A 23393-nucleotide genomic window follows, 5' to 3' on the forward strand; every position below is an offset into this window, starting at 1 on the left:
AACATTGCTGATATCAAATCCTGCGTATGCGCAGTTCCTGGGGGAACGCCTGCTATGATGCAACCTCTTTATCTTGTTGGCCCGCGGGGCTGTGGGAAAACCACCATCGGTATGGCGCTGGCGCAGGCAACCGGTTTTCGGTTTGCAGATACCGACCGCTGGCTGCAATCGCACGTGCAGATGAGCGTCGCTGATATCGTTGAAAAAGAAGGCTGGGGAGGGTTCCGCGCCCGGGAAACCGCGGCCCTGGAGGCGGTAAGCGCGCCTTCGACTGTCGTGGCGACGGGAGGCGGTATTATTCTCACGGAGTATAACCGACGTTATATGCACCGTGTTGGCGTAGTGATTTATCTGTGCGCGCCGGTATCCACGCTGGTTAACCGGCTTGAGGCTGAACCTGAAGCGGATCTGCGCCCGACCCTCACCGGCAAGCCGTTGAGCGAAGAGGTTCGGGAAGTGCTTGAGCAGCGTGACGCGTTGTATCGCGAAACGGCGCATTACATTATTGACGCGACGAAAGCGCCGGCCCAGGTCGTTTCTGAAATTATTGCGGCGCTGCCGCCCTCGACGCAACGGTTACAGGGAGATGTCTATACTTAACGCTCACCCAGAATAAAGGAAACGCTATGCCAACCAGACCACCTTATCCGCGGGAAGCTTATATCGTCACCATTGAAAAAGGCACGCCGGGCCAGACGGTGACGTGGTATCAGCTACGGGCTGACCATCCAAAACCTGATTCGCTCATCAGCGAGCATCCGACCGCAGAAGAAGCGATGGATGCGAAAAAACGTTACGAAGATCCGGATAAATCATAGACGCATGAACCACTCGGAAGGGATTCCGGGTACCCCTAAATTGTATCTCCATCACATTCTTGAAACATTTATACTGGCAACTAAAACCGTAAATTAAGCGATAACAATACAATATTGGAGTTATTTGGAATCTTTACACAATACGTTGCTCATCTGCTGCTACGCTTTCTGAGATTTGTAGGGCAGGTAGCGCGGTGAGCGTGTGAATATTTGCCCGGGAATTACGACGAAGTAATAAGGTGGAATAAAAATGAGTGCGTCGTTGGCAATCCTCACAATCGGCGTTGTGCCAATGAGCGAAGTGTTACCGCTTCTGACGGAATACATCGACGAACAACACATCACCCATCATAGCCTGCTGGGAAAAATGAGCCGGGAAGACGTTATGGCGGATTACGCTGTAGAGCCTGGCGACGATCCGCTTTTGACGTTGCTGAATGATAACCAGATAGCCCATGTTTCCCGCCAGAAAGTGGAGCGAGATTTACAGAGCGTTGTCGAGGTGCTGGATAACCAGGGTTATGATGTCATTATACTGATGAGCACCGCGGCGATTAAAAGTATGGCAGCCCGTAATTCTATTTTGCTTGAACCGCTGCGTATTATTCCACCGCTTGTCGCCTCTATTGTGGATGGACATCAGGTTGGCGTGATTGTGCCTGTTGCAGAACTTCTGGCGGCCCAGGAGAAAAAATGGCAGGTATTGCAAATGCCGCCGGTGTATTCGCTGGCGAATCCGGTTCACGGTTCTGAGCAACAGTTAATTGATGCCGGACAGGCGCTACTGGATCAAGGCGCGGACGTCATTATGCTGGATTGTCTGGGTTTTCATCAGCGTCATCGGGATATTTTACAGCAGGCGCTGGATGTGCCGGTTTTACTCTCTAACGTTTTGATTGCGCGGTTAGCTTCAGAACTGCTTGTCTAATTTTACGTGACAGGCCGAACGTCAGGACTCTATATTGGGTGTTAATTTAATAATGAGACGGGGCCTGATTATGCTACAAAGCAATGAATACTTTTCCGGGAAAGTGAAGTCTATTGGATTTACCAGCAGTAGCACCGGCCGGGCCAGCGTTGGTGTGATGGCGGAAGGGGAGTATACCTTTGGCACCGCCGAACCCGAAGAGATGACGGTTGTGAGCGGCGCGTTGAAGGTACTGTTGCCGGGAACTGTCGAATGGAAAGTGTATACAGCCGGTGAGGTGTTTAACGTGCCTGGCCACAGCGAGTTTCATCTCCAGGTCGCTGAGCCCACCTCGTATCTGTGCCGCTATTTGTAACGGTGAGTCCCCTCTCCGGCGGAGAGGGACCCTCTGGTTAGCGCTGCGCTTCGCCGCCTAATCCTTCCACCAGGCTTTGAATCAGCGCCGCCAGCTCGCCGGTCATCAGGATAAAGTCCGCGTCAAAACGTTGGGCAAAATCTTCCCGGTCGATATCTTCGTTCTGATCGCGCAGCTCATCGCAGAATTTCAGACGCTTAATGGAGCCGTCGTCGCACATGACGAATTGAATGCGCTGCTGCCAGTCGAGCGCCAGCTTCGTGACCACTTTACCCGCTTCAATATGAACGGCGATCTCGTCGCTGACCAGATCCTGCTTTTTCGCGCGGATCACGCCGCCATCTTCCAGCATCGCTTTCAATTCGGCTTCGTCCAGCAACTGGAAACCCTGAGCTACCGTACCGGAGCGCACCCACTCTGTGAGCGTCAGCTCAATCGGATTTTCCAGCGCCAGCGGGACGACCGGCAGCGAGCCAAGACTTTTACGCAGTAGCGCCAAAGTATCTTCCGCTTTTTTCGCGCTGGCGCAGTCAACCATAATCAGGCCGTTAACGGTATCAATCCACATCATTGTCTGACTGAAGCGGCTAAACGCGCGCGGCAGCAACGAATGCAACACTTCATCCTTCAGGGAATCTTTTTCCGTCTTCTTCAGCTTGCGTCCCTGATCGGCTTCCAGTTTCTGGATTTTCGCCTCCAGAGCCTGTTTGATCACTGGCGATGGCAGGATTTTCTCTTCTTTGCGCGCGCAAATAATAATTTGGCCATTGGCGGTGTGCGTTAACGCATCGCTGTGAGAGCCCATCGGCGGAACCCAGCCCATTTTGGCCATATCCTGGCTACCGCATGGGGTAAACGTCATTGAGGCGAGCTGTTTCTCCATCTCTTCGGCGCGTAATGTGATATCGCGGCTAAGACGGTAAACCATTAAATTTTTGAACCACAGCATGATAATTTCCACGGCCTTGTCGTTAAATCCAGGCGGTATAGTAACGAATTGTCGGCAGGCTTGCATTGCCAATCAGAACGGTGAATTCTACCCTGTTGATATTCCCAAAAAATGAGGAGCGGTATGTGCGTATTGGTATCGATTTAGGCGGCACAAAAACGGAAGTCATTGCGCTTGATGATGCAGGAGAGCAGCGGTTTCGCCATCGTCTGCCTACGCCGCGGGAGGATTATCAGCAAACGATAGAAACCATCGCTACGCTGGTCGACATGGCGGAACAGGCGACCGGCCAGACCGGTAGCGTCGGCATTGGCATCCCCGGTTCTCTCTCGCCTTACACCGGCGTGGTAAAAAACGCTAACTCTACGTGGCTTAACGGCCAGCCGTTCGATAGCGATGTGAGCCGTCGTCTGAAGCGTGAAGTGCGGTTAGCCAACGATGCCAATTGTCTGGCGGTATCGGAAGCGGTAGATGGCGCGGCGGCGGGGGCGCAAACGGTATTTGCGGTGATTATCGGTACCGGGTGCGGCGCGGGCGTAGCGCTAAATGGCCGGGCGCACATCGGCGGCAACGGTACGGCAGGTGAATGGGGTCACAATCCGTTGCCGTGGATGGATGACGATGAGTTGCGTTACCGCGAAGAAATTCCCTGTTATTGCGGTAAACAAGGCTGTATCGAAACCTTTATTTCCGGTACGGGATTTGCCACGGATTACCAGCGTTTGAGCGGTAAAGCGCTAAAAGGCGATGAGATTATTCGTCTGGTCGACGTGCAGGACGCCGTGGCGGAACTGGCGTTAAGCCGTTATGAGCTACGGCTGGCGAAAGCATTATCTCATGTCGTGAATATTCTGGATCCGGATGTCATTGTGCTGGGCGGCGGAATGAGCAATGTTGAGCGCCTGTACAAGACGGTTCCGTCGCTGATGAAATCGTTTGTTTTTGGCGGCGAGTGCGAGACGCCGGTACGTAAGGCGCGGCATGGCGATTCAAGCGGCGTGCGCGGCGCGGCCTGGCTGTGGCCGCTGGCGTAACGTTTTTAGCCGGATGGCGTCATCCGGCAACCGGCGTGACCGATGGCTGCTTGTGTTTTAGACGTCCGTATACCAGCAACGACGACATGGCGGAAAACGAGAGCAGGGCGGCGGGAAGCGCCACGTAGTAGTACGCAAAACCTAGCGTCAGCATCAGCCCGCCGCACCAGGCGCCAATCGCGCTACCGAGATTAAAGGCGATTTGCCCTCCCGCCGCGCCCAGCAGTTCGCCGCCTTTGGCGTTTTGCAGCAGCAGGATTTGCAGCGGCGCAGAGAGCGCAAACAGACCAGCGCAGCAGATAAACGCGAAAGTCAGCGATGTCGTTTTGTATCCGCTGAAGAAAAAGAGCGCCATGAGAGAGAGCACGATAACGAGGTCAGTCACTACCGCGATGCGCAGCGGCGTATATCTGCCGGAGAGTTTGCCGCTTAACAGATTGCCTAACACCATCCCCAGCCCGACCAGCATCATAATAAACGTCATGCTCGTCTCCGAAAAACCGGAGATGTACATCATAAATGGCTTGATATAGCTGAACCAGGCAAAAACGCCCGCATTGCCGAACATCGTGGCGGCGAAAATGAGCCACGGCGCGGGGCTACGCAAGAAGTGGAACTGCTCGCGCAGGCTGCCTTGGGCTTTGTCACGGATATCCGGCACCCAGAAGAAAATTGCGGTGAGCACAGCGATGTTGAAAACCGCGATCAATAAAAAGGTGTAGCGCCAGCTAAATTCCTGGCTCAGGTAAGTGCCGACCGGAATGCCCACCAGATTCGCCACCGTCATTCCTGAAACCATACCCGCGACGGCGGCGGTGACTTTCCCGGGGCGGATAATCTTTGACAGGACAATGGCGCCGACGCCAAAAAAGGCGCCGTGCGGAAAGCCGGAAACCAGTCTGCCGACGGCGAGCATCAGATATGACGAGGAAAAGGTAAATATGGCATTGCCCATCACGCACAGCGTGACCAGAAACAGCAGTATATGTTTAAGCGAAAAGCGGCTGGAAAAGAGCGCCATAACAGGCGCGCCCAGCACGACGCCGAAGGCGTAAAACGAGATCATATGCCCGGCGGCGGGAATCGTTATCCCGACATCGCGTGCCAGCTCCGTCAGCACGCCCATAATGCCAAACTCGGCCATCCCCAGTCCGAACGTACCCAGCGCCAAAGAAAAAATAACTTTTTTCATACCACCTGCCGAAAATAAAGGCGCATGTTGCGCGCTGTGGCTGTGAATTGTCACAGCCAATCAACGTATAGCTTGCGGATAAGCGCGAGGTAATACCATTCCTTATCCGTCTTTGTGTATTCATTATTATGCTATGTCATGACAGTATGCTGTGCGCAGGATGACACTCGCGTTACTCCACAGCAAACGCTTTGTCCAGTTTGCTATAACCAAGCCCATTGATTTTTTTCACTTTTATCTGCACGGGGATACGTTCTTTCATGGCTTCCACATGGCTAATCACACCGATGGTCTTCCCGCTGGCATTCAGCGCGTCGAGCGCATCCAGCGCGGCGTCCAGCGTTTCGCTATCAAGCGTGCCGAAGCCTTCGTCGAGGAACAAAGAATCAATGCGCGTTTTATGGCTGACCAAATCTGATAACGCCAGCGCCAGCGCCAGGCTGACCAGGAAACTTTCGCCGCCTGATAACGTTCGCGTATCGCGCACGGCGTCGGCCTGCCAGGTATCGACAACCTCCAGTTCCAGCGCGTCGCTGGCTTTGCGCTGCAATAAATAGCGGCCATGCAGGCGGGTGAGCTGATGATTCGCCAGCCAGACCAGATTATCCAGCGTCAGTCCCTGGGCGAATTTGCGGAACTTATCACCTTCTTTAGAGCCGATCAGCGCATTGAGATAGCCCCAGTCTTCCACTTGCTGAGAGGTTTGCTTCATTTCCGCCATCAGCGCGCGTTGGCGCTGCCGATTATCTGCATCCTGTTTAATTTGCTGGCGGATTTCCCCCTGGCGTGTCGTGTTTTCGCGCAGTTGTTGCGCCAACTGCGTCAGCCGTTGCGCGAGCTGCTCCGCCGTACACGTTGGGTCCAGACCGGCGGGCGGCTGTTGCTGATGGTCAGCCAGCGCCTGCGCGGACTGCGCGCTTAACGCCTTCGCTTGTTGTAGCTGACTTTCCAGCGTTTGTTGTTGTTTTTCCAGACGGGTCACGGTCTCTTCATCCAGCAACGCCGCCAGGAACGTTGCCTGGCTGTCAAACGGGCTATTTTTTAACGCCGCATCAAAGTGCGCTATCGCCTCGGCGGCGCGCTGCTGTTCCTGCGTCGTCTGTTCCTGCAGGGTTTGCAACTGGCTTTGTAATGACACGCACTCATCATGCGCCTGCCGCCAGTTATCCAGCGGCACGTCGTCGTCGGAATCCGCGGTATCCGTTTGCGGTAGCGTTTCCAGCAACGGGGCAAGCCTGTCGATCTGCGTTTGCAAATCCGCGAACTCGGTCTGACGCTGTTGCCATATTTTCGCTTCGTCGGCGCGCTCATTCAGCCACGAAGCCTCGTCTTCTGGCGCTGGAAGGGAAAGCGTATACTGCGCCAAATCAGCCGTCAGCGACGCCTGACGCTGCGCAATCTGCGCGGTAAAGCGCGCTACCTGTTCAGTATGCGCCGCGATTTGCGTTTGTAGAGCATGACGCTGGCTGAGCTGATCCAACTGTTGCTCATGCTCTTCCGCGGCGGCCAGCCAGCCCGCGAGGTCTTCTTGCGGCTGGAGCTGAACGCCCAGCGTAGCGCACAGCGTTTGCCATTCCTCAGTAAGCGCTTGCTCCTCCTGCAACAACGACTGCGCCTCGCTTTCATCCCGCTGTAATTGTTGCGTTAAGGCATCTAACTGTCCTCGCAGCGCCGCGCCTTCTTCCGCCAGCGTTTTGACCTCTTTTTCCAGCGCGTCGCGGCGGGTTTGATTCGCGCTCAGTTCCAGCGCCTGATAGGCGGCGATGGCGGGGTGCGTCGTCGAGCCGCAAAGCGGACACGGCTGGCCGGACTGTAAGTGCGCCCGCTGGCTTTCCAGATCTTTGATGCGCGCCTCCTGCTCGCAAATAGTGCGAACGTCCGCAAGCTCCTGCGCTTTAGTCTTATAACTCAAACGCTTATCCGCCAGACGTTGGGTGTATTGCGCCTGCTCCTGATGATGACGCGCGATAGCTGCCTGTAGCTGCGCCTGACGCTTTTGTTTCGGGAGAATTTGCCCCTGAAGCGCGGCGAGACGATGGCGTAGCGGACGCTGCCGGGTATGCAATGCTCTGGCTTCCGCCAGCGCCTGTGGCGTGAGGTCGAGCGTGAGCGGCGGTAGCGCATCACGCTGACGCGTATCGCTCAGCAACTGCTGTTGCCATTGGCTCAGTTGCGCCCGATCGTGGGATTGTTGTGTTAATAATGCTCGCCACCCCGCCAGTTCGCTGCGCCAGACGCGGATGCCGTCGTGTTCCGCCAGCCATGTCTTCAACCGCTGCCCTGTGGCGTTCAGTTGTGTGAATTGTCGATGCGCGCAGGCGCGGATACGCTGGCGCAGGCGATACGCGCTTTGTAAGCGAGCATTCACTTCATCACTGTGCTGGCGAACACGCTCAACGGCGCGGGTTTGTTCCTGAATGTGCTCCCAATGCGGGCGCAACTGGCGAGCGGGTTGCGCCAGTGTCAACGCCGCGAGCTGCGGCTGCGCTTTTTCTCGCGCCTCTTGCGCCGCGTACAGCGCCTGCTGCCGGGCGTGTAATTCAGTGTGGAGCTCGTTTTTTCGGGTCAGCCAGTGAAGGTGCTGCTGCTGTCCCTGCTGGTCGGCCAGCAGGCGTTTCTCTTCGTCAGTAAGCGCCTGCAAACTGACTTCCAGTTGCTGTAACTGTTCGTCCGCCAATAGGGCGACGCCGCTGGCCTGCGCTTGTAACTTTTCCAGTTCGAGACGGGCTGATTTATGTTTTTCAAATACCTGTGCGGAGATCTGCCCGTAAATCTCAGTGCCGGTGAGCTCCTCCAGAAGCTCTGCGCGCTCTTTCGCTTTGGCGTTAAGAAAGGCGGCGAACTGCCCCTGTGATAACAACATCGAACGGGTGAAGCGCCCGTAGTCCAGCCCGGTCAACGTGGCGATCATCTCCAGTTTATCCTTTACCTTATCGGCAAAGATCTTTCCGTCTGAACACCGCGCCAGCTCCACGCGTGGGGCCTGGAGATTGCCGTCAGGCTGATTTCGGGCTCGGTTCTGGCTCCAGAACGCGCGCCAGGCTTCGCCTTTTACCTCAAACTCCACTTCGGCCAGACATTCCGCCGTATCGCGCGTCATCAAATCGTTTTGCGATTGCGATACCGTATTCAGGCGCGGCGTTTCGTGGTACAACGCCAGGCAGATGGCGTCAAGCAAGGTGGTTTTTCCCGCGCCGGTCGGGCCGGTAATGGCGAATAACCCGTTACTGGCAAACGGTTCGGCGGTAAAATCGACCTTCCATTCTCCTTTCAGCGAGTTCAGGTTTTTCAGACGCAAACTGAGAATTTTCATGCCTCGTGCTCCTCATTCAACGCGTAGAGCGTGCTGGAAAAGAGCTGATTCAGGCGCTCGCGCTGCGGGGTATCTAACGCTTCCAGCGCCAGACGCCGCGCAAAAACCTCTTCCACGCTAAGCTCGCTTAATGTTTCCCGCCGCTCGTTCGCCAGCGAGCGCTCGCGCTGTTCGCGGCTACGGCGCACCAGTAATACCTCTACGGGGAGTGACTCCGTTAATGTCTGTATTCTGCGCTGGATATCGTGCAGATAATCATCGGTGGTGATTTCAATATCCAGCCAGACGGGGGGCGATTGCTCAACGTCGCGCCACTGCTCAAGCTGTTCGGTAATTGACGCCAGGTCGCCTTTTAAAACCGCCAACGGTTGAGTCACGGGGACAGCCAGACTTTCGGTACTTTGCCATTTCCCCTGCTCGAAGGTCACCAGATGCACGCATTTGCTTTTGCCGCACTCATCAAAGCTGAGGGCGATGGGCGAGCCGCAATAGCGGATATGCTCTGTGCCGCCGACACATTGCGCGCGGTGAATGTGTCCCAATGCGATATAATCCGCTGGGGGGAAATGCTGCGCCGGAAAGGCATCCAGCGTACCGATATAAATGTCGCGAACCGCATCGCTTTTGCTGGCGCCGACGGTGGTTAAATGTCCCGTCGCGATAACCGGCAGCTTTCGTTCGCCGCGTAGCAGGCACGCTTCCTGATACTGCTGTTGATAATAATCGGCAATCGCATGAAGAAGTTGCTGCTGTTTCTCGCTGCCGGATAACCCCGCCTGACTGGTAATAATGTCGCGCGGGCGCAAAAAGGGAATGGGGCACAGTACGGCGCCCGGAGAACCGTCGCGACGATGAAGTAGCCGCGGCGCATAGCCCGCGCTGGCGATCACGGTTGTATTGAGAAACGCCAGAATGTCGCGCGACTCGTTCAGCGTGGCGACGGAATCATGATTACCGGCCAGCACCACCAGATGACAGCCCGTTTGCTGTAAATTAACGACGAAACGGTTATAAAGTTCTCGGGCATAGCTTGGCGGCGAACCGGTATCAAAAATATCGCCAGCGACAATAATGGCATCCACCTGATGGGCCTGCGCGGTCTCCAGCAGCCAGTCCAGAAAAGCCTGATGCTCCGCGGCGCGGCTTTTACTGTAGAAGTTTTGTCCCAGATGCCAGTCAGAGGTGTGGAGGATGCGCATAATTGTTCCATGCAAAAAAAGCGTAAACGGGATTATACACGTCATCCCCTCCATTTTTGGGCGCAATTTACCGCCGGTACACGGTAATGCACGGTTTCACTGGTGTCATAAATCATCAACATGCTGTCAATGCCGCCTTTTTTTTTCATAAATCTGTCATAAATCTGACGCATAATGGCGCGGCATTGATAACTAACGACTAACAGGGCAAATTATGGCGAGACGTATTCTGGTCGTAGAAGATGAGGCGCCGATCCGTGAAATGGTGTGCTTCGTGCTCGAACAAAATGGCTTTCAGCCCGTAGAAGCCGAAGATTATGACAGTGCGGTGAATAAACTTAATGAACCCTGGCCGGATCTCATCCTTCTTGACTGGATGTTGCCCGGCGGGTCAGGGTTACAGTTTATTAAACATCTCAAACGTGAGGCCATGACCCGGGATATTCCGGTGGTTATGCTGACCGCGAGAGGTGAGGAAGAAGATCGTGTGCGCGGGCTGGAAACCGGCGCTGACGATTACATTACCAAGCCGTTTTCCCCCAAGGAGTTGGTGGCGCGCATTAAAGCCGTTATGCGGCGTATCTCGCCGATGGCGGTCGAAGAGGTGATCGAGATGCAGGGACTGAGCCTTGATCCTGGCTCTCACCGCGTGATGACCGGCGACAGCCCGCTGGATATGGGGCCGACCGAATTTAAATTACTCCATTTCTTTATGACGCACCCGGAACGGGTTTACAGCCGCGAACAGCTGCTCAATCATGTCTGGGGCACCAATGTGTACGTTGAAGACCGGACGGTCGACGTGCATATTCGCCGTTTGCGTAAGGCGCTGGAGCACAGCGGCCACGACCGGATGGTGCAAACGGTACGCGGGACAGGGTATCGTTTTTCGACCCGCTTTTAATGCCTTTTCCGCCAGTTGATCACAGGTTTCTGGCGGAGAAGGCTTTCCATTCTTGAGGGAGTATGACGCGTGCTGGAACGGCTGTCATGGAAAAGGCTGGTGCTGGAGCTGGTGCTCTGTTGCATCCCCGCGCTTATCCTTAGCGCTTTTTTTGGTTATCTGCCGTGGTTTTTACTGGCGGCGGTGACGGGACTGCTTGTCTGGCATTTCTGGAATTTATTACGCCTCTCCTGGTGGCTTTGGGTCGACAGAAGTATGACGCCGCCGCCGGGACGGGGAAGTTGGGAACCGCTGTTATACGGTTTACACCAGATGCAGTTGCGAAATAAGAAGCGTCGCCGCGAGCTGGGGAACCTGATTAAACGTTTTCGCAGCGGCGCGGAGTCGCTGCCTGATGCCGTGGTACTGACCACAGAAGAGGGCGGCATTTTTTGGTGTAACGGTTTGGCGCAACAGATACTGGGGCTACGCTGGCCGGATGACAACGGGCAGAATATTCTCAATCTACTGCGTTATCCGGAGTTTACCCAGTATTTAAAAACGCGTGATTTCACCCGTCCGCTTCATTTGGTGCTCAATACCGGGCGGCACCTGGAGATCCGCGTCATGCCTTATACCGATAAACAACTCCTGATGGTGGCGCGCGATGTGACGCAAATGCATCAGCTTGAAGGCGCCAGACGTAACTTTTTCGCCAACGTTAGCCATGAATTGCGTACGCCATTGACGGTATTGCAAGGCTATCTGGAAATGATGCAGGAACAGGCGCTGGAGGGGGCGACGCGAGAGAAAGCGCTGCATACGATGCGCGAGCAAACGTATCGTATGGAAGGGCTGGTAAAACAACTGCTTACGCTGTCTAAAATTGAGGCGGCCCCGGCGCTGTTATTAAATGAAAAAGTGGATGTACCGATGATGCTGCGGGTCGTGGAGCGTGAAGCGCAGACGCTCAGCCAGCAGAAACATACCTTTACGTTTGAGGTCGACGATAGTCTTAGCGTTCTGGGTAATGAAGAGCAGCTACGTAGCGCGATCTCAAACCTGGTGTATAACGCGGTAAACCATACGCCGGCGGGAACGCATATTACGGTGAGCTGGCGACGTGCCGCGCATGGCGCTGAATTTTGCATTCAAGATAACGGTCCGGGGATTGCTGCCGAGCATATTCCTCGTCTGACCGAACGCTTCTACCGCGTCGATAAAGCGCGTTCGCGGCAAACGGGCGGCAGCGGCCTGGGATTGGCGATTGTGAAACATGCGTTGAATCACCATGAAAGCCGCCTTGAAATCGACAGTTCGCCTGGCAAAGGAACGCGATTTAGCTTTGTGCTGCCGGAACGTTTACTTGCCAAAAATAGTGATTAATTGCCTTTCGTAAGTATAACTTTCCATAAGCCAGCGGATGCTGGCTTATTTTCTTTGCAGTTAAGACGGGCTCGTTGAAACATTCAACGTTTGGTGATTTTTTGTTCGCATGATTAGCCATAACTTTTTCATGAGAATGGTGTTTTATTCTGGTTGTAAATTTCATATCGCTATATTCATCTGGTTTTTAGATCCCACCTTGCTTTAAAACGTTATAAGCGTTTAAATTGCGCTTCAGGTGCTGTCATTACGACTGCATTTGCGCGGTAAATCGAAAAACAATTCTTCGCCGCATCGGTCCGGGAGCTTTTCCCGCTGAAATTGATAAAAAACGCCGCTTTATAATCCTCCGGGAAAGGCAAAAATTTTAATGTTTACAACATCACCATCCACAGGCAGTAAGACTTTATGACCCATCAGTTAAAATCGCGCGATATCATCGCCCTGGGCTTTATGACATTTGCGCTGTTCGTTGGCGCAGGCAATATTATCTTTCCTCCTATGGTCGGTTTGCAGGCGGGTGAACACGTCTGGACAGCCGCTATTGGCTTTCTGATTACCGCCGTAGGGCTACCGGTTCTTACTGTTGTGGCGCTGGCGAAAGTCGGCGGCGGCGTAGACAGCCTCAGTACGCCGATTGGTAAAGTGGCGGGACTCCTGCTGGCGACCGTTTGCTATCTGGCCGTCGGGCCGTTATTTGCGACGCCGCGTACCGCGACGGTGTCGTTTGAGGTCGGTATCGCTCCGTTGACCGGCGATTCTGCAATGCCGTTGCTGATTTACAGCGTGGTCTATTTCGCTATCGTTATTCTGGTTTCCCTCTATCCGGGTAAGCTGCTGGATACGGTAGGGAATTTCCTGGCGCCGTTGAAAATTATTGCGCTGGTCATCCTTTCCGTCGCGGCTATCGTTTGGCCTGCCGGTCCAATCAGCAACGCCCTGGACGCTTATCAGAATGCGGCCTTTTCTAACGGATTTGTGAATGGCTATCTGACGATGGATACGCTGGGCGCGATGGTGTTTGGTATCGTTATTGTGAACGCGGCGCGTTCTCGCGGCGTGACCGAAGCGCGCCTGTTGACGCGTTACACGGTCTGGGCCGGCCTGATGGCGGGCGTGGGGCTGACGCTGCTTTACCTTGCCTTGTTCCGCTTAGGTTCTGATAGCGCGACGCTGGTCGATCAGTCAGCGAACGGCGCGGCGATTCTTCATGCCTACGTTCAGCATACCTTTGGCGGCGCGGGAAGCTTCCTGCTGGCGGCGCTGATCTTTATCGCGTGTCTGGTGACGGCGGTGGGGCTGACCTGCGCCTGCGCTGAGTTTTTCGCGCAGTATATTCCGCTGTCTTACCGCACGCTGGTCTTTATTCTCGGCGGCTTCTCTATGGTGGTGTCAAACCTCGGACTGAGCCATCTGATTCAAATCTCCATTCCGGTGCTGACGGCTATCTATCCGCCGTGTATCGCACTGGTTGTATTAAGTTTTACCCGCTCATGGTGGCATAATTCCACCCGCATCATCGCGCCGGCCATGTTTATCAGTCTGCTTTTTGGTATCCTTGACGGCATCAAAGCATCTGCCTTTGGCGATATGCTGCCAGCCTGGAGTCAGCGTTTGCCGCTGGCGGAACAGGGACTGGCGTGGTTGATGCCAACGGTGGTGATGGTGATCCTGGCGATTATCTGGGATCGCGCGGCGGGTCGGCAGGTGACCTCCAGCGCTCACTAAAATCGCTGACATATGTGTACACCACGGGGCTTAACGCCCCGTGGTTTTTTATTGTGTTGATAGGTCAGAAATTGATGGAAAGCAATAATAAGCTAAAGCGTGGGCTGAGCACCCGGCACATTCGCTTTATGGCATTAGGTTCGGCAATCGGCACCGGCCTGTTTTACGGCTCGGCGGACGCCATCAAAATGGCGGGGCCGAGCGTGCTGTTGGCCTATATTATTGGCGGGGTCGCGGCATATATCATTATGCGCGCATTGGGGGAAATGTCCGTTCACAACCCTGCCGCCAGCTCATTTTCGCGCTATGCGCAAGAAAACCTCGGCCCGCTTGCGGGCTACATTACCGGCTGGACCTACTGTTTTGAGATCCTGATCGTCGCCATTGCCGACGTGACCGCGTTCGGCATTTATATGGGGGTCTGGTTCCCCGCCGTGCCGCACTGGATTTGGGTACTTAGCGTGGTGCTGATCATTTGCGCCATCAACCTGATGAGCGTCAAGGTGTTCGGCGAGCTGGAGTTTTGGTTCTCCTTCTTCAAAGTCGCCACCATTATTATCATGATTGTCGCGGGTATCGGCATCATTGTGTGGGGAATTGGCAACGGTGGGCAGCCGACCGGCATTCATAACCTGTGGAGCAACGGCGGCTTCTTCAGCAATGGCTGGCTGGGAATGATCATGTCGCTGCAAATGGTGATGTTCGCTTACGGCGGGATTGAGATTATCGGTATCACCGCCGGGGAAGCGAAAGACCCGGAGAAATCCATTCCGCGCGCCATTAACTCAGTACCGATGCGTATCCTGGTATTTTATGTCGGCACGCTGTTCGTCATTATGTCTATCTATCCGTGGAATCAGGTCGGCACAAACGGCAGCCCATTTGTGCTGACGTTCCAGCATATGGGGATTACCTTTGCCGCCAGCATTCTGAACTTTGTGGTATTGACCGCCTCGCTTTCCGCTATCAACTCTGATGTGTTTGGCGTAGGCCGTATGCTGCATGGTATGGCGGAGCAGGGGAGCGCGCCGAAAGTCTTTGCCAAAACGTCACGCCGTGGTATTCCGTGGGTTACTGTGCTGGTGATGACGATTGCGCTGCTGTTTGCGGTTTACCTGAACTACATCATGCCGGAAAACGTCTTCCTGGTGATTGCTTCGCTGGCGACGTTTGCGACGGTATGGGTATGGATTATGATCCTGCTGTCGCAAATCGCTTTCCGTCGTCGTTTACCGCCGGAAGAGGTAAAAGCGCTGAAGTTTAAGGTGCCGGGCGGTGTCGTAACGACGATAGCGGGTCTGATTTTCCTGGTCTTCATTATTGCGCTTATCGGCTACCATCCGGATACCCGCATCTCACTGTATGTGGGCTTCGCCTGGATAGTTCTGCTGTTGATTGGCTGGATATTTAAACGCCGTCGCGACCGTCAATTGGCGCAGGCGTAGTCGTTTTTCTCTGCCTTATCCGGTCTGCAGGCAACGGTAGACCGGATAAGCGGAGCCGCTTCTCCTCCTGGAGCCTCCTCCCCTAATAAACCCCTGGATGATGAGTTATCCTTTAAATCTCTGTGGCAAGGTGGCCCCATTTTCAGTAGAGGGGATACGAGATGTTGAATGCCTGGCACTTACCGGTTGCCCCATTTGTGAAGCAACATAACGATAAATTAACCATTACGCTGTGGCTGAGCGGAGAAAATCCGCCGTCTCGCGTGACGTTGCGCTCAGAATTCGATAATGAAGAAATCTCACTGGCGATGCGCAAACAGCGCCGCCAGCCGCAGCCGGGCGTGACGGCGTGGCGAGCGACGCTCAATATCGCGTTAGGGCAACCCCGTCGCCGTTACAGCTTTAAATTGCTTTGGCACGACCGCCAGCTTTGGTTTACGCCGCAGGGATTTAACCGCTTCCCACCGGCGCGTCTGGAACAATTTGCCGTTGATGTTCCGGACAGCGGCCCGCAGTGGGTCGCCGATCAAATTTTTTATCAGATCTTCCCGGATCGTTTTGCCCGCAGCGCGACGCGTGAAGCCGATCAGGACCGGGTGTACTACCATCATGCCGCAGGTCAGGAGATTGTGCTGCGCGACTGGGACGATCCTTTAACCCCCCAGGCGGGCGGTTCCACCTTTTACGGCGGCTGTCTGAATGGCATTTGTGAGAAGCTGCCGTATCTGAAAAAACTGGGCGTCACAGCGCTATATCTGAATCCGGTATTTACCGCGCCGAGCGTCCATAAGTACGACACGGAAGATTATCGCCATGTCGATCCGCAATTTGGCGGCGATCGGGCGCTGCTACGCCTGCGGCGTGAAACCCAGGCGCAGGGCATGAGGCTGGTGCTGGATGGCGTGTTTAATCATAGCGGCGACTCGCATGCGTGGTTTGACAGGCATAACCGCAGCACTGGCGGCGCGTGCCATCACCCGGACTCGCCGTGGCGCGACTGGTACTCCTTTTCACCACAAGGCGTGGCGCTGGACTGGCTGGGTTATCCGAGCCTGCCGAAACTCGATTATCAATCAGAAACGCTGGTGGATGAGATCTATCGCGGTGAGGACAGTATCGTTCGTCACTGGCTAAAGGCTCCGTGGAATATGGACGGCTGGCGGCTGGATGTCGTACATATGCTGGGCGAGGCGGGCGGGGCGCGTCATAATTTGCAGCACGTCGCCGGTATTACCCGGGCGGCAAAAGAAGCGCAGCCCGAAGCCTATATTGTGGGGGAACATTTCGGCGATGCGCGGCAGTGGCTACAGGCCGATGCGGAAGATGCCGCCATGAATTATCGCGGCTTCACCTTCCCGCTGTGGGGATTTCTCGCCAATACTGATATCGCTTACGAACCACAGCATATCGATGCCCGGACCTGTATCGCGTGGATGGATAACTACCGCGCCGGATTATCGCACCAGCAGCAACTACGCATGTTTAATCAACTCGACAGCCATGATACTGCGCGCTTTAAAACCTTGCTCGGTAAAGACGCGGCGCGCCTGCCGCTGGCGGTGGTCTGGCTGTTTACCTGGCCCGGCGTGCCATGTATTTATTACGGCGATGAAGTCGGCGTGGACGGCGCAAATGACCCCATGTGCCGCAAACCGTTCCCGTGGGATGAACGCAAGCAGGACGGCAACTTGCTGGCGCTGTACCAGCGTATGGCGAAACTGCGTCAGCGCAGTCTGGCGCTGCGTCGTGGCGGATGCCAGGCGCTGTATGCCGAAGGTGACGTAGTGGTATTCGTGCGAGTTTATCAGCAGCAGCGGGCGCTGGTGGCGATTAACCGGGGCGAGGCCTGTGAAGTGGCGCTGGAAGCGTTGCCGTTGCTGAACGTGGCCGGATGGCAATGTAAAACGGGAAGCGGTGACATCCGCGAGGGAAGACTTCGTTTACCCGCGATTTCCGCGACGGTATGGATGAATCGTTGAGGCGAGGTGGTTCGTAACACCGCACGCATAAAAAAGGCTCGCATTCGCGAGCCTTTTATCAATGCACTGACTTACAGGCTGGAAATGTTCTCAGCCAGGTATTTAGCCACGCCGTCCGGAGAGGCGTTCATGCCTTCTTTGCCTTTTTCCCACTGCGCCGGGCAGACATCGCCGTGCTCTTCGTGGAACTGCAGCGCGTCGACCATACGCAGCATTTCGTCGATGTTACGACCCAGCGGCAGATCGTTTACGACCTGGTGGCGAACAATACCGTTAGCGTCAATCAGGAAAGAGCCGCGCAGCGCAACGCCTTCGTCCGGGTGTTCGATACCGTAAGCTTTCTGAATTTCACGCTTCACGTCGGCGACCATTGCGTATTTCACCGGGCCAATGCCGCCTTTATCGACAGGGGTGTTACGCCATGCGTTGTGGACGAACTCAGAGTCGAAAGAAACGCCAACCACTTCAACGCCGCGCTTCTGGAATTCTTCATAACGTTTATCGAAGGCGATCAGCTCAGACGGGCAAACAAAAGTGAAGTCCATCGGCCAGAAGAACAGAACGGTCGTTTTACCATTGGTGTGCTGTTTGAAGTTGAATTTATCAACAATCTCACCGCTACCCAGTACCGCCGCAGCGGTGAAATCCGGGGCCTGACGAGTAACCAGTACCATAATAATTCTCCTGCAATATTAAGGGTTTTAGAACGCAACGCGGGCAGTATAGGGAGGGCGAAGCGACAAAACAATGCGGTCTTGACAATCAATGAGACAGCTTTTGCCTATCGATCGGGTCATTATAAATCGTAATGATGACCCCTTTATGACAGCGAACCATCTTTCTGCCAACGGCGGATCTGACGCACGCCCTCGCTATCAGGCCGTCACAGCGCTTTGCGGGCGGCCTGTGCCATCATACGCGGATAAAAATGCCAGAAGCGCTCTTCTAACGCGTCGTAGTGCGCGTCCAGATCGTACCAGGAATCACGCAAGGCATCCAGCCGGGGACGGCGATTCGCCATGCCATTCAGCACGTTTTGAATGAAACCCATATCGCGATACCGCTCTAACCATTTTTCTGACCAAAGATAATCATTCAGGTTGACAAAGCGCGGCGGGGAGTCGGGCAGAATCGTCGCGACCTGCGCATGGGCGTAGCCGACAAACGCCTGAAGTGGAAAATCAGGGGAGATTTGCGTCCAGTGGCGCGATAAAAAATGATCCCACATGACGTCCAGCGTAATGGGCGCCACGCGCCGAGTTTCATGGCGGAACCACTCTCGCGCCTCACGAACTTCCGGCAGGTTGTCGGTCATGACGTCAATACGCCGATGCATATAAATACCCTCTACCACGTCAGGAGGATAATGCGTTGCCGGGTTACCGCGGACAAAATCGGCCAGAAGATTACCGGAAAGCGAGCTGTCGGCAAGGTGCGCCAGATGCAGGTGAGCAAGAAAATTCATTATTGATTCTCTGTCCAAAAAGCGGGTAACGGTTGCAGCGGGAACGCCCCGGCACTAGACTACCCGCCTCTTATTTTAGTCTGAGTCAGAGTCATGCGCGTTACCGATTTTTCCTTTGAACTACCCGAATCCCTGATTGCCCACTACCCACAGCCGGAACGCAGTCGCTGCCGTTTGCTGTCATTAGAGGGGCCGACGGGCGCGCTGACGCACGGTACTTTCACCGATCTGCTCGATAAGCTCAACCCTGGCGATTTGCTGGTCTTCAATAATACCCGCGTGATCCCGGCGCGGCTGTTTGGCCGTAAAGCCAGCGGCGGCAAGATAGAAGTGCTGGTCGAACGTATGCTCGATGATAAACGCATCCTGGCGCATATTCGCGCTTCTAAAGCGCCAAAACCGGGTACGGAACTGCTGCTGGGCGACGACGAAAGTATTCACGCGACCATGACCGCGCGTCACGGCGCTCTGTTTGAAGTTGAGTTTAATGACCCGCGTCCGGTGCTGGATATTCTTAACGCCATCGGCCATATGCCGTTGCCGCCGTACATCGACCGCCCGGACGAGGACGCCGACCGCGAACTGTACCAGACGGTCTACAGTGAAAAACCGGGCGCCGTCGCCGCGCCGACCGCCGGGCTGCACTTTGATGAGCCGCTGCTGGCGGCGCTTCGTGAGAAAGGTATCGAAATGGCGTTTGTTACGCTACACGTCGGCGCGGGCACTTTCCAGCCGGTGCGTGTCGATACCATTGAAGATCACATCATGCACTCCGAATATGCTGAGGTGCCGCAAGAGGTGGTCGACGCGGTGCTGGCGGCGAAAGCGCGCGGCAACCGGGTTATCGCCGTCGGCACGACCTCGGTACGCTCGCTGGAAAGCGCGGCGCAGGCGGCAAAAAGCGATTTGATAGAGCCGTTCTTCGGCGATACGCAAATCTTTATTTATCCAGGTTATCAATACAAAGTGATTGATGCGCTGATCACCAACTTCCATCTGCCGGAATCGACGTTGATTATGCTGGTTTCCGCATTTGCCGGTTATCAACACACCATGAATGCCTATAAGACTGCGGTAGAACAAAAATATCGCTTTTTTAGCTACGGGGACGCGATGTTTATCACGTACAATCCGCAGGCTATTTCTGAGCGTCCGTAAGAAGGCTATCTCACTTGCCATTTTGACGCCGGGCAGTGCTCACCATCCTCACGTACTGCGTGTACGCTCCGGTGGTTGTGCGCTGGTCGACCCCAAACTGGCTGCGCCGATGACGCCTTCGGGAATTTATTAGCTATGGAATCATTCCGTAGCGAGTCGTTAAACGTCGGACTGTTTTTCTGACGCAGGAGTGATAATGAAATTTGAGTTAGATACCACCGATGGTCGCGCGCGTCGCGGTCGTCTGGTGTTTGATCGTGGCGTAGTGGAAACGCCAGCCTTTATGCCTGTGGGTACTTACGGTACGGTAAAAGGCATGACGCCGGAAGAAGTGGAAGCGACCGGCGCGCAGATTATTCTCGGCAACACTTTCCACCTGTGGCTGCGCCCGGGTCAGGAAATCATGAAGCTGCATGGCGATCTGCACGATTTTATGCAGTGGAAAGGGCCGATTCTCACCGATTCCGGCGGCTTCCAGGTCTTCAGCCTCGGCGATATTCGTAAGATTACCGAGCAAGGCGTGCACTTCCGTAACCCGATCAACGGCGATCCGATTTTCCTCGATCCGGAAAAGTCGATGGAGATCCAGTACGATCTCGGTTCCGATATCGTGATGATCTTTGATGAATGTACGCCGTACCCGGCAGACTGGGACTATGCTAAACGCTCGATGGAGATGTCGTTGCGTTGGGCGAAGCGTAGCCGCGACCGTTTTGATAGCCTTGGCAATAAGAATGCGCTTTTTGGCATCATTCAGGGTAGCGTTTACGAAGATTTACGCGATATCTCGGTGAAAGGTCTGGTAGAGATTGGCTTTGATGGCTACGCTGTCGGCGGTTTGGCTGTCGGTGAGCCGAAAGCAGATATGCACCGCATTCTGGAGCACGTTTGCCCGCAGATCCCGGCTGACAAACCGCGTTACCTGATGGGCGTGGGTAAACCGGAAGATCTGGTGGAAGGGGTGCGTCGCGGTATTGATATGTTTGACTGTGTCATGCCAACGCGAAATGCCCGTAATGGTCATCTGTTTGTGACCGACGGCGTGGTGAAGATTCGTAATGCAAAGCATAAAAGCGACACCAGCCCGCTTGACGCCGAGTGCGATTGCTACACCTGTCGCAATTATTCACGCGCTTACTTGCATCATCTCGACCGTTGCAACGAAATATTAGGTGCGCGTCTCAATACCATTCATAACTTGCGTTACTACCAGCGTTTGATGGCGGGTTTACGCAAGGCTATTGAAGAGGGTAAATTAGAGAGCTTCGTAACCGAGTTTTACCAACGTCAGGGGCGACCCGTTCCACCTTTGAACGTTGATTAATTTTAATAATGAGGGAATTTGAATGAGCTTTTTTATTTCTGATGCGGTAGCGGCAACAGGTGCTCCGGCGCAGGGCAGCCCGATGTCTCTGATTTTAATGCTGGTGGTGTTTGGTCTGATTTTCTATTTCATGATCCTGCGCCCGCAGCAGAAGCGCACCAAAGAGCACAAAAAGCTGATGGACTCCATTGCGAAAGGTGATGAAGTTCTGACGAATGGCGGTCTGGTCGGTCGAGTGACCAAAGTAGCGGAAGCCGGCTACATTGCCATCGCGCTGAATGACACCACGGAAGTGGTTATCAAACGTGACTTCGTAGCTGCCGTTCTGCCGAAAGGCACCATGAAGGCGCTGTAATATTTCGTTTTCCCAAAGGGAACTGCCGTGTTAAACCGTTATCCTTTGTGGAAGTACATCATGCTGGTCGTCGTGATTATCGTCGGCCTGCTTTACGCACTTCCCAACCTGTATGGTGAGGATCCGGCTGTTCAAATCACTGGCGTGCGCGGCGTCGCCGCCAGTGAGCAAACGCTGATCCAGGTCCAGAAAACGTTACAAGAAGAAAAAATTCCCGCTAAGTCTGTGGCACTGGAAGAGGGCGCTATTCTTGCGCGCTTCGACACCACCGATACCCAGCTACGCGCCCGTGAAGCGCTGATGAGCGTGCTGGGGGATAAATATGTCGTGGCGCTTAACCTTGCGCCGGCTACGCCGCGCTGGTTGGCGGCTATTCACGCCGATCCGATGAAGCTCGGTCTTGATCTGCGCGGCGGCGTTCACTTCCTGATGGAAGTGGATATGGATACCGCGTTAGGTAAACTCCAGGAACAAAATATCGATAGCCTGCGCAGCGATCTGCGTGAAAAAGGCATTCCTTATACCACCGTTCGTAAAGAAAATAATTATGGGCTGAGCATCACGTTCCGTGACAGCAAAGCGCGTGATGAGGCGATCGCCTATCTGACGCCGCGTCATCGTGACCTGGTGATTTCCAGCCAGAGCGGCAATCAACTTCGCGCGGTAATGACCGATGCGCGCCTGAGCGAAGCGCGCGAATACGCCGTTCAGCAGAACATTAATATTCTGCGTAACCGTGTTAACCAACTGGGCGTCGCGGAGCCAGTCGTACAGCGTCAGGGCGCAGACCGTATTGTGGTTGAGCTGCCGGGTATCCAGGATACCGCTCGCGCGAAAGAAATTCTCGGCGCGACCGCGACGCTGGAATTCCGTCTGGTGAATACCAACGTTGACCAGGCCGCCGCTGCTGCCGGGCGCGTACCGGGCGATTCCGAAGTGAAACAGACCCGCGAAGGTCAGCCGGTGGTATTGTACAAACGCGTGATCCTCACCGGCGACCATATCACCGACTCGACGTCCAGCCAGGATGAATATAACCAACCGCAGGTTAACATCTCGCTGGATAGCGCAGGCGGCAATATCATGTCTAACTTCACTAAGGACAATATCGGCAAACCGATGGCGACCCTGTTTGTGGAGTATAAAGACAGCGGTAAGAAAGACGCTAACGGTCGCGCCGTACTGGTGAAACAGGAAGAGGTGATTAACATTGCCAACATCCAGTCTCGGCTGGGTAACAGCTTCCGTATTACCGGTATCAGCAACCCGAACGAAGCGCGTCAGCTCTCGTTGTTGCTGCGTGCGGGCGCCCTGATTGCGCCGATTCAGATCGTTGAAGAGCGCACCATTGGCCCGACTTTGGGTATGCAAAATATTAAGCAGGGCCTGGAAGCCTGTCTGGCCGGTCTGGTGGTCTCCATCCTGTTCATGATCTTCTTCTATAAGAAGTTTGGTCTGATTGCGACCAGCGCGTTAGTGGCTAACCTGGTGTTGATTGTCGGTATCATGTCGCTGTTGCCGGGGGCAACGCTCAGTATGCCGGGGATTGCGGGTATCGTGTTAACCCTTGCGGTGGCGGTCGACGCCAACGTTCTGATTAACGAACGCATCAAAGAAGAGTTGAGTAATGGCCGCACGGTACAGCAGGCGATAAACGAAGGCTATGCCGGCGCGTTCAGTTCCATCTTCGATGCGAACATCACGACGCTGATTAAAGTCATCATTCTGTATGCTGTCGGTACCGGGGCAATTAAAGGGTTCGCGATTACGACCGGTATCGGTGTGGCGACGTCGATGTTTACCGCGATTATCGGTACGCGTGCTATCGTAAACCTGCTATATGGCGGCAAGCGCGTCACTAAGCTGTCAATCTGAGGAGTGC

Annotated in this window: 20 protein-coding genes; 14 read left to right on the plus strand and 6 right to left on the minus strand. The window is 54.7% G+C overall.

The features are described 5' to 3' along the window. Positions 1 to 54 precede the first annotated feature (54 nt). The 4 genes from aroL to ppnP all read left to right on the plus strand — a co-directional run bounded on the left by aroL (position 55) and on the right by ppnP (position 2101). A complete protein-coding gene (aroL, locus tag ACLJQJ_RS00640; protein WP_000983569.1) occupies positions 55 to 600 on the plus strand; it encodes a shikimate kinase AroL in 546 nt (181 codons plus the stop codon). Positions 601 to 626: 26 nt separating this feature from the next. Further along, complete coding sequence (yaiA, locus tag ACLJQJ_RS00645; protein WP_001143161.1) at positions 627 to 818, plus strand: protein YaiA; 192 nt, start codon at positions 627 to 629, stop codon at positions 816 to 818. A gap of 250 nt (positions 819 to 1068) precedes the next feature. Next, entirely contained in the window at positions 1069 to 1746 is a 678-nt protein-coding gene (locus ACLJQJ_RS00650) for an AroM family protein (RefSeq protein ID WP_001276437.1), read from the plus strand. A 70-nt stretch (positions 1747 to 1816) separates the two neighbouring features. After that, positions 1817 to 2101 (plus strand): pyrimidine/purine nucleoside phosphorylase, encoded by a 285-nt coding sequence (ppnP, locus tag ACLJQJ_RS00655; RefSeq protein ID WP_000941953.1) that lies wholly within the window; start codon positions 1817 to 1819, stop codon positions 2099 to 2101. 37 nt (positions 2102 to 2138) lie between these two features. Here the strand turns inward: ppnP and rdgC are convergent, their stop codons facing one another. Next, the gene (gene rdgC / locus ACLJQJ_RS00660) at positions 2139 to 3050 is read right to left on the minus strand and encodes a recombination-associated protein RdgC (protein ID WP_000964305.1); all 912 of its coding nucleotides are present in this window, start codon (positions 3048 to 3050) and stop codon (positions 2139 to 2141) included. Positions 3051 to 3175: 125 nt separating this feature from the next. Here rdgC and mak point away from each other — a divergent pair, with 125 nt between their 5' ends. After that, on the plus strand, positions 3176 to 4084 hold the full coding sequence (mak, locus tag ACLJQJ_RS00665; RefSeq protein WP_063808891.1) for a fructokinase: 909 nt from the start codon (positions 3176 to 3178) through the stop codon (positions 4082 to 4084). 19 nt (positions 4085 to 4103) lie between these two features. On the opposite strand, the gene araJ is transcribed toward mak, so the two are convergent. From araJ to sbcD, 3 genes are all read right to left on the minus strand, one after another. Then, positions 4104 to 5276, minus strand: coding sequence for an MFS transporter AraJ (gene araJ, locus ACLJQJ_RS00670; RefSeq protein ID WP_063808890.1), 1173 nt, complete (start codon positions 5274 to 5276; stop codon positions 4104 to 4106). Between the two features lie 172 nt (positions 5277 to 5448). Further along, on the minus strand, positions 5449 to 8589 hold the full coding sequence (gene sbcC, locus ACLJQJ_RS00675; protein WP_063808889.1) for an exonuclease subunit SbcC: 3141 nt from the start codon (positions 8587 to 8589) through the stop codon (positions 5449 to 5451). Beyond that, positions 8586 to 9788, minus strand: a complete 1203-nt coding sequence (sbcD, locus tag ACLJQJ_RS00680) for an exonuclease subunit SbcD (protein ID WP_063808888.1) — start codon at positions 9786 to 9788, stop codon at positions 8586 to 8588. The genes sbcC and sbcD overlap by 4 nt, the downstream gene beginning before the upstream one ends. Positions 9789 to 10002: 214 nt before the next feature. Between sbcD and phoB the strand changes: the two genes are divergently transcribed. The 5 genes from phoB (at position 10003) to malZ (ending at position 17209) form a co-directional block, all read left to right on the plus strand. Continuing rightward, positions 10003 to 10692 carry a phosphate response regulator transcription factor PhoB gene (gene phoB, locus ACLJQJ_RS00685; protein WP_000113921.1) on the plus strand — a complete coding sequence of 230 codons (690 nt, stop codon included), beginning with the start codon at positions 10003 to 10005 and terminating at the stop codon, positions 10690 to 10692. Positions 10693 to 10761: 69 nt separating this feature from the next. Continuing rightward, entirely contained in the window at positions 10762 to 12057 is a 1296-nt protein-coding gene (gene phoR, locus ACLJQJ_RS00690) for a phosphate regulon sensor histidine kinase PhoR (RefSeq protein ID WP_023232055.1), read from the plus strand. 408 nt (positions 12058 to 12465) lie between these two features. Further along, entirely contained in the window at positions 12466 to 13785 is a 1320-nt protein-coding gene (gene brnQ / locus ACLJQJ_RS00695) for a branched-chain amino acid transporter carrier protein BrnQ (protein WP_000149625.1), read from the plus strand. 74 nt (positions 13786 to 13859) lie between these two features. Continuing rightward, positions 13860 to 15230, plus strand: coding sequence for a proline-specific permease ProY (gene proY / locus ACLJQJ_RS00700; RefSeq protein ID WP_001555879.1), 1371 nt, complete (start codon positions 13860 to 13862; stop codon positions 15228 to 15230). Positions 15231 to 15391: 161 nt separating this feature from the next. Beyond that, positions 15392 to 17209, plus strand: a complete 1818-nt coding sequence (gene malZ / locus ACLJQJ_RS00705) for a maltodextrin glucosidase (RefSeq protein WP_063808887.1) — start codon at positions 15392 to 15394, stop codon at positions 17207 to 17209. A 71-nt stretch (positions 17210 to 17280) separates the two neighbouring features. On the opposite strand, the gene ACLJQJ_RS00710 is transcribed toward malZ, so the two are convergent. Together ACLJQJ_RS00710 and acpH are read right to left on the minus strand one after the other, a co-directional pair. Beyond that, on the minus strand, positions 17281 to 17883 hold the full coding sequence (locus ACLJQJ_RS00710; RefSeq protein WP_000244731.1) for a peroxiredoxin: 603 nt from the start codon (positions 17881 to 17883) through the stop codon (positions 17281 to 17283). Between the two features lie 209 nt (positions 17884 to 18092). Beyond that, positions 18093 to 18674 (minus strand): ACP phosphodiesterase, encoded by a 582-nt coding sequence (acpH, locus tag ACLJQJ_RS00715; protein WP_023202233.1) that lies wholly within the window; start codon positions 18672 to 18674, stop codon positions 18093 to 18095. A 93-nt stretch (positions 18675 to 18767) separates the two neighbouring features. On the opposite strand from acpH, the gene queA reads away from it, so the two are divergent. The 4 genes from queA (at position 18768) to secD (ending at position 23386) form a co-directional block, all read left to right on the plus strand. Beyond that, on the plus strand, positions 18768 to 19832 hold the full coding sequence (queA, locus tag ACLJQJ_RS00720; protein ID WP_001266525.1) for a tRNA preQ1(34) S-adenosylmethionine ribosyltransferase-isomerase QueA: 1065 nt from the start codon (positions 18768 to 18770) through the stop codon (positions 19830 to 19832). 196 nt (positions 19833 to 20028) lie between these two features. Further along, positions 20029 to 21156 carry a tRNA guanosine(34) transglycosylase Tgt gene (tgt, locus tag ACLJQJ_RS00725; RefSeq protein ID WP_000667305.1) on the plus strand — a complete coding sequence of 376 codons (1128 nt, stop codon included), beginning with the start codon at positions 20029 to 20031 and terminating at the stop codon, positions 21154 to 21156. A 22-nt stretch (positions 21157 to 21178) separates the two neighbouring features. Then, entirely contained in the window at positions 21179 to 21511 is a 333-nt protein-coding gene (yajC, locus tag ACLJQJ_RS00730) for a preprotein translocase subunit YajC (protein WP_000007628.1), read from the plus strand. A 27-nt stretch (positions 21512 to 21538) separates the two neighbouring features. After that, positions 21539 to 23386, plus strand: coding sequence for a protein translocase subunit SecD (gene secD, locus ACLJQJ_RS00735; protein ID WP_000934811.1), 1848 nt, complete (start codon positions 21539 to 21541; stop codon positions 23384 to 23386). Positions 23387 to 23393 lie beyond the last annotated feature (7 nt).

It is taken from the genome of Salmonella sp. SAL04202 (assembly GCF_046550775.1).
Lineage (GTDB): Bacteria > Pseudomonadota > Gammaproteobacteria > Enterobacterales > Enterobacteriaceae > Salmonella > Salmonella enterica.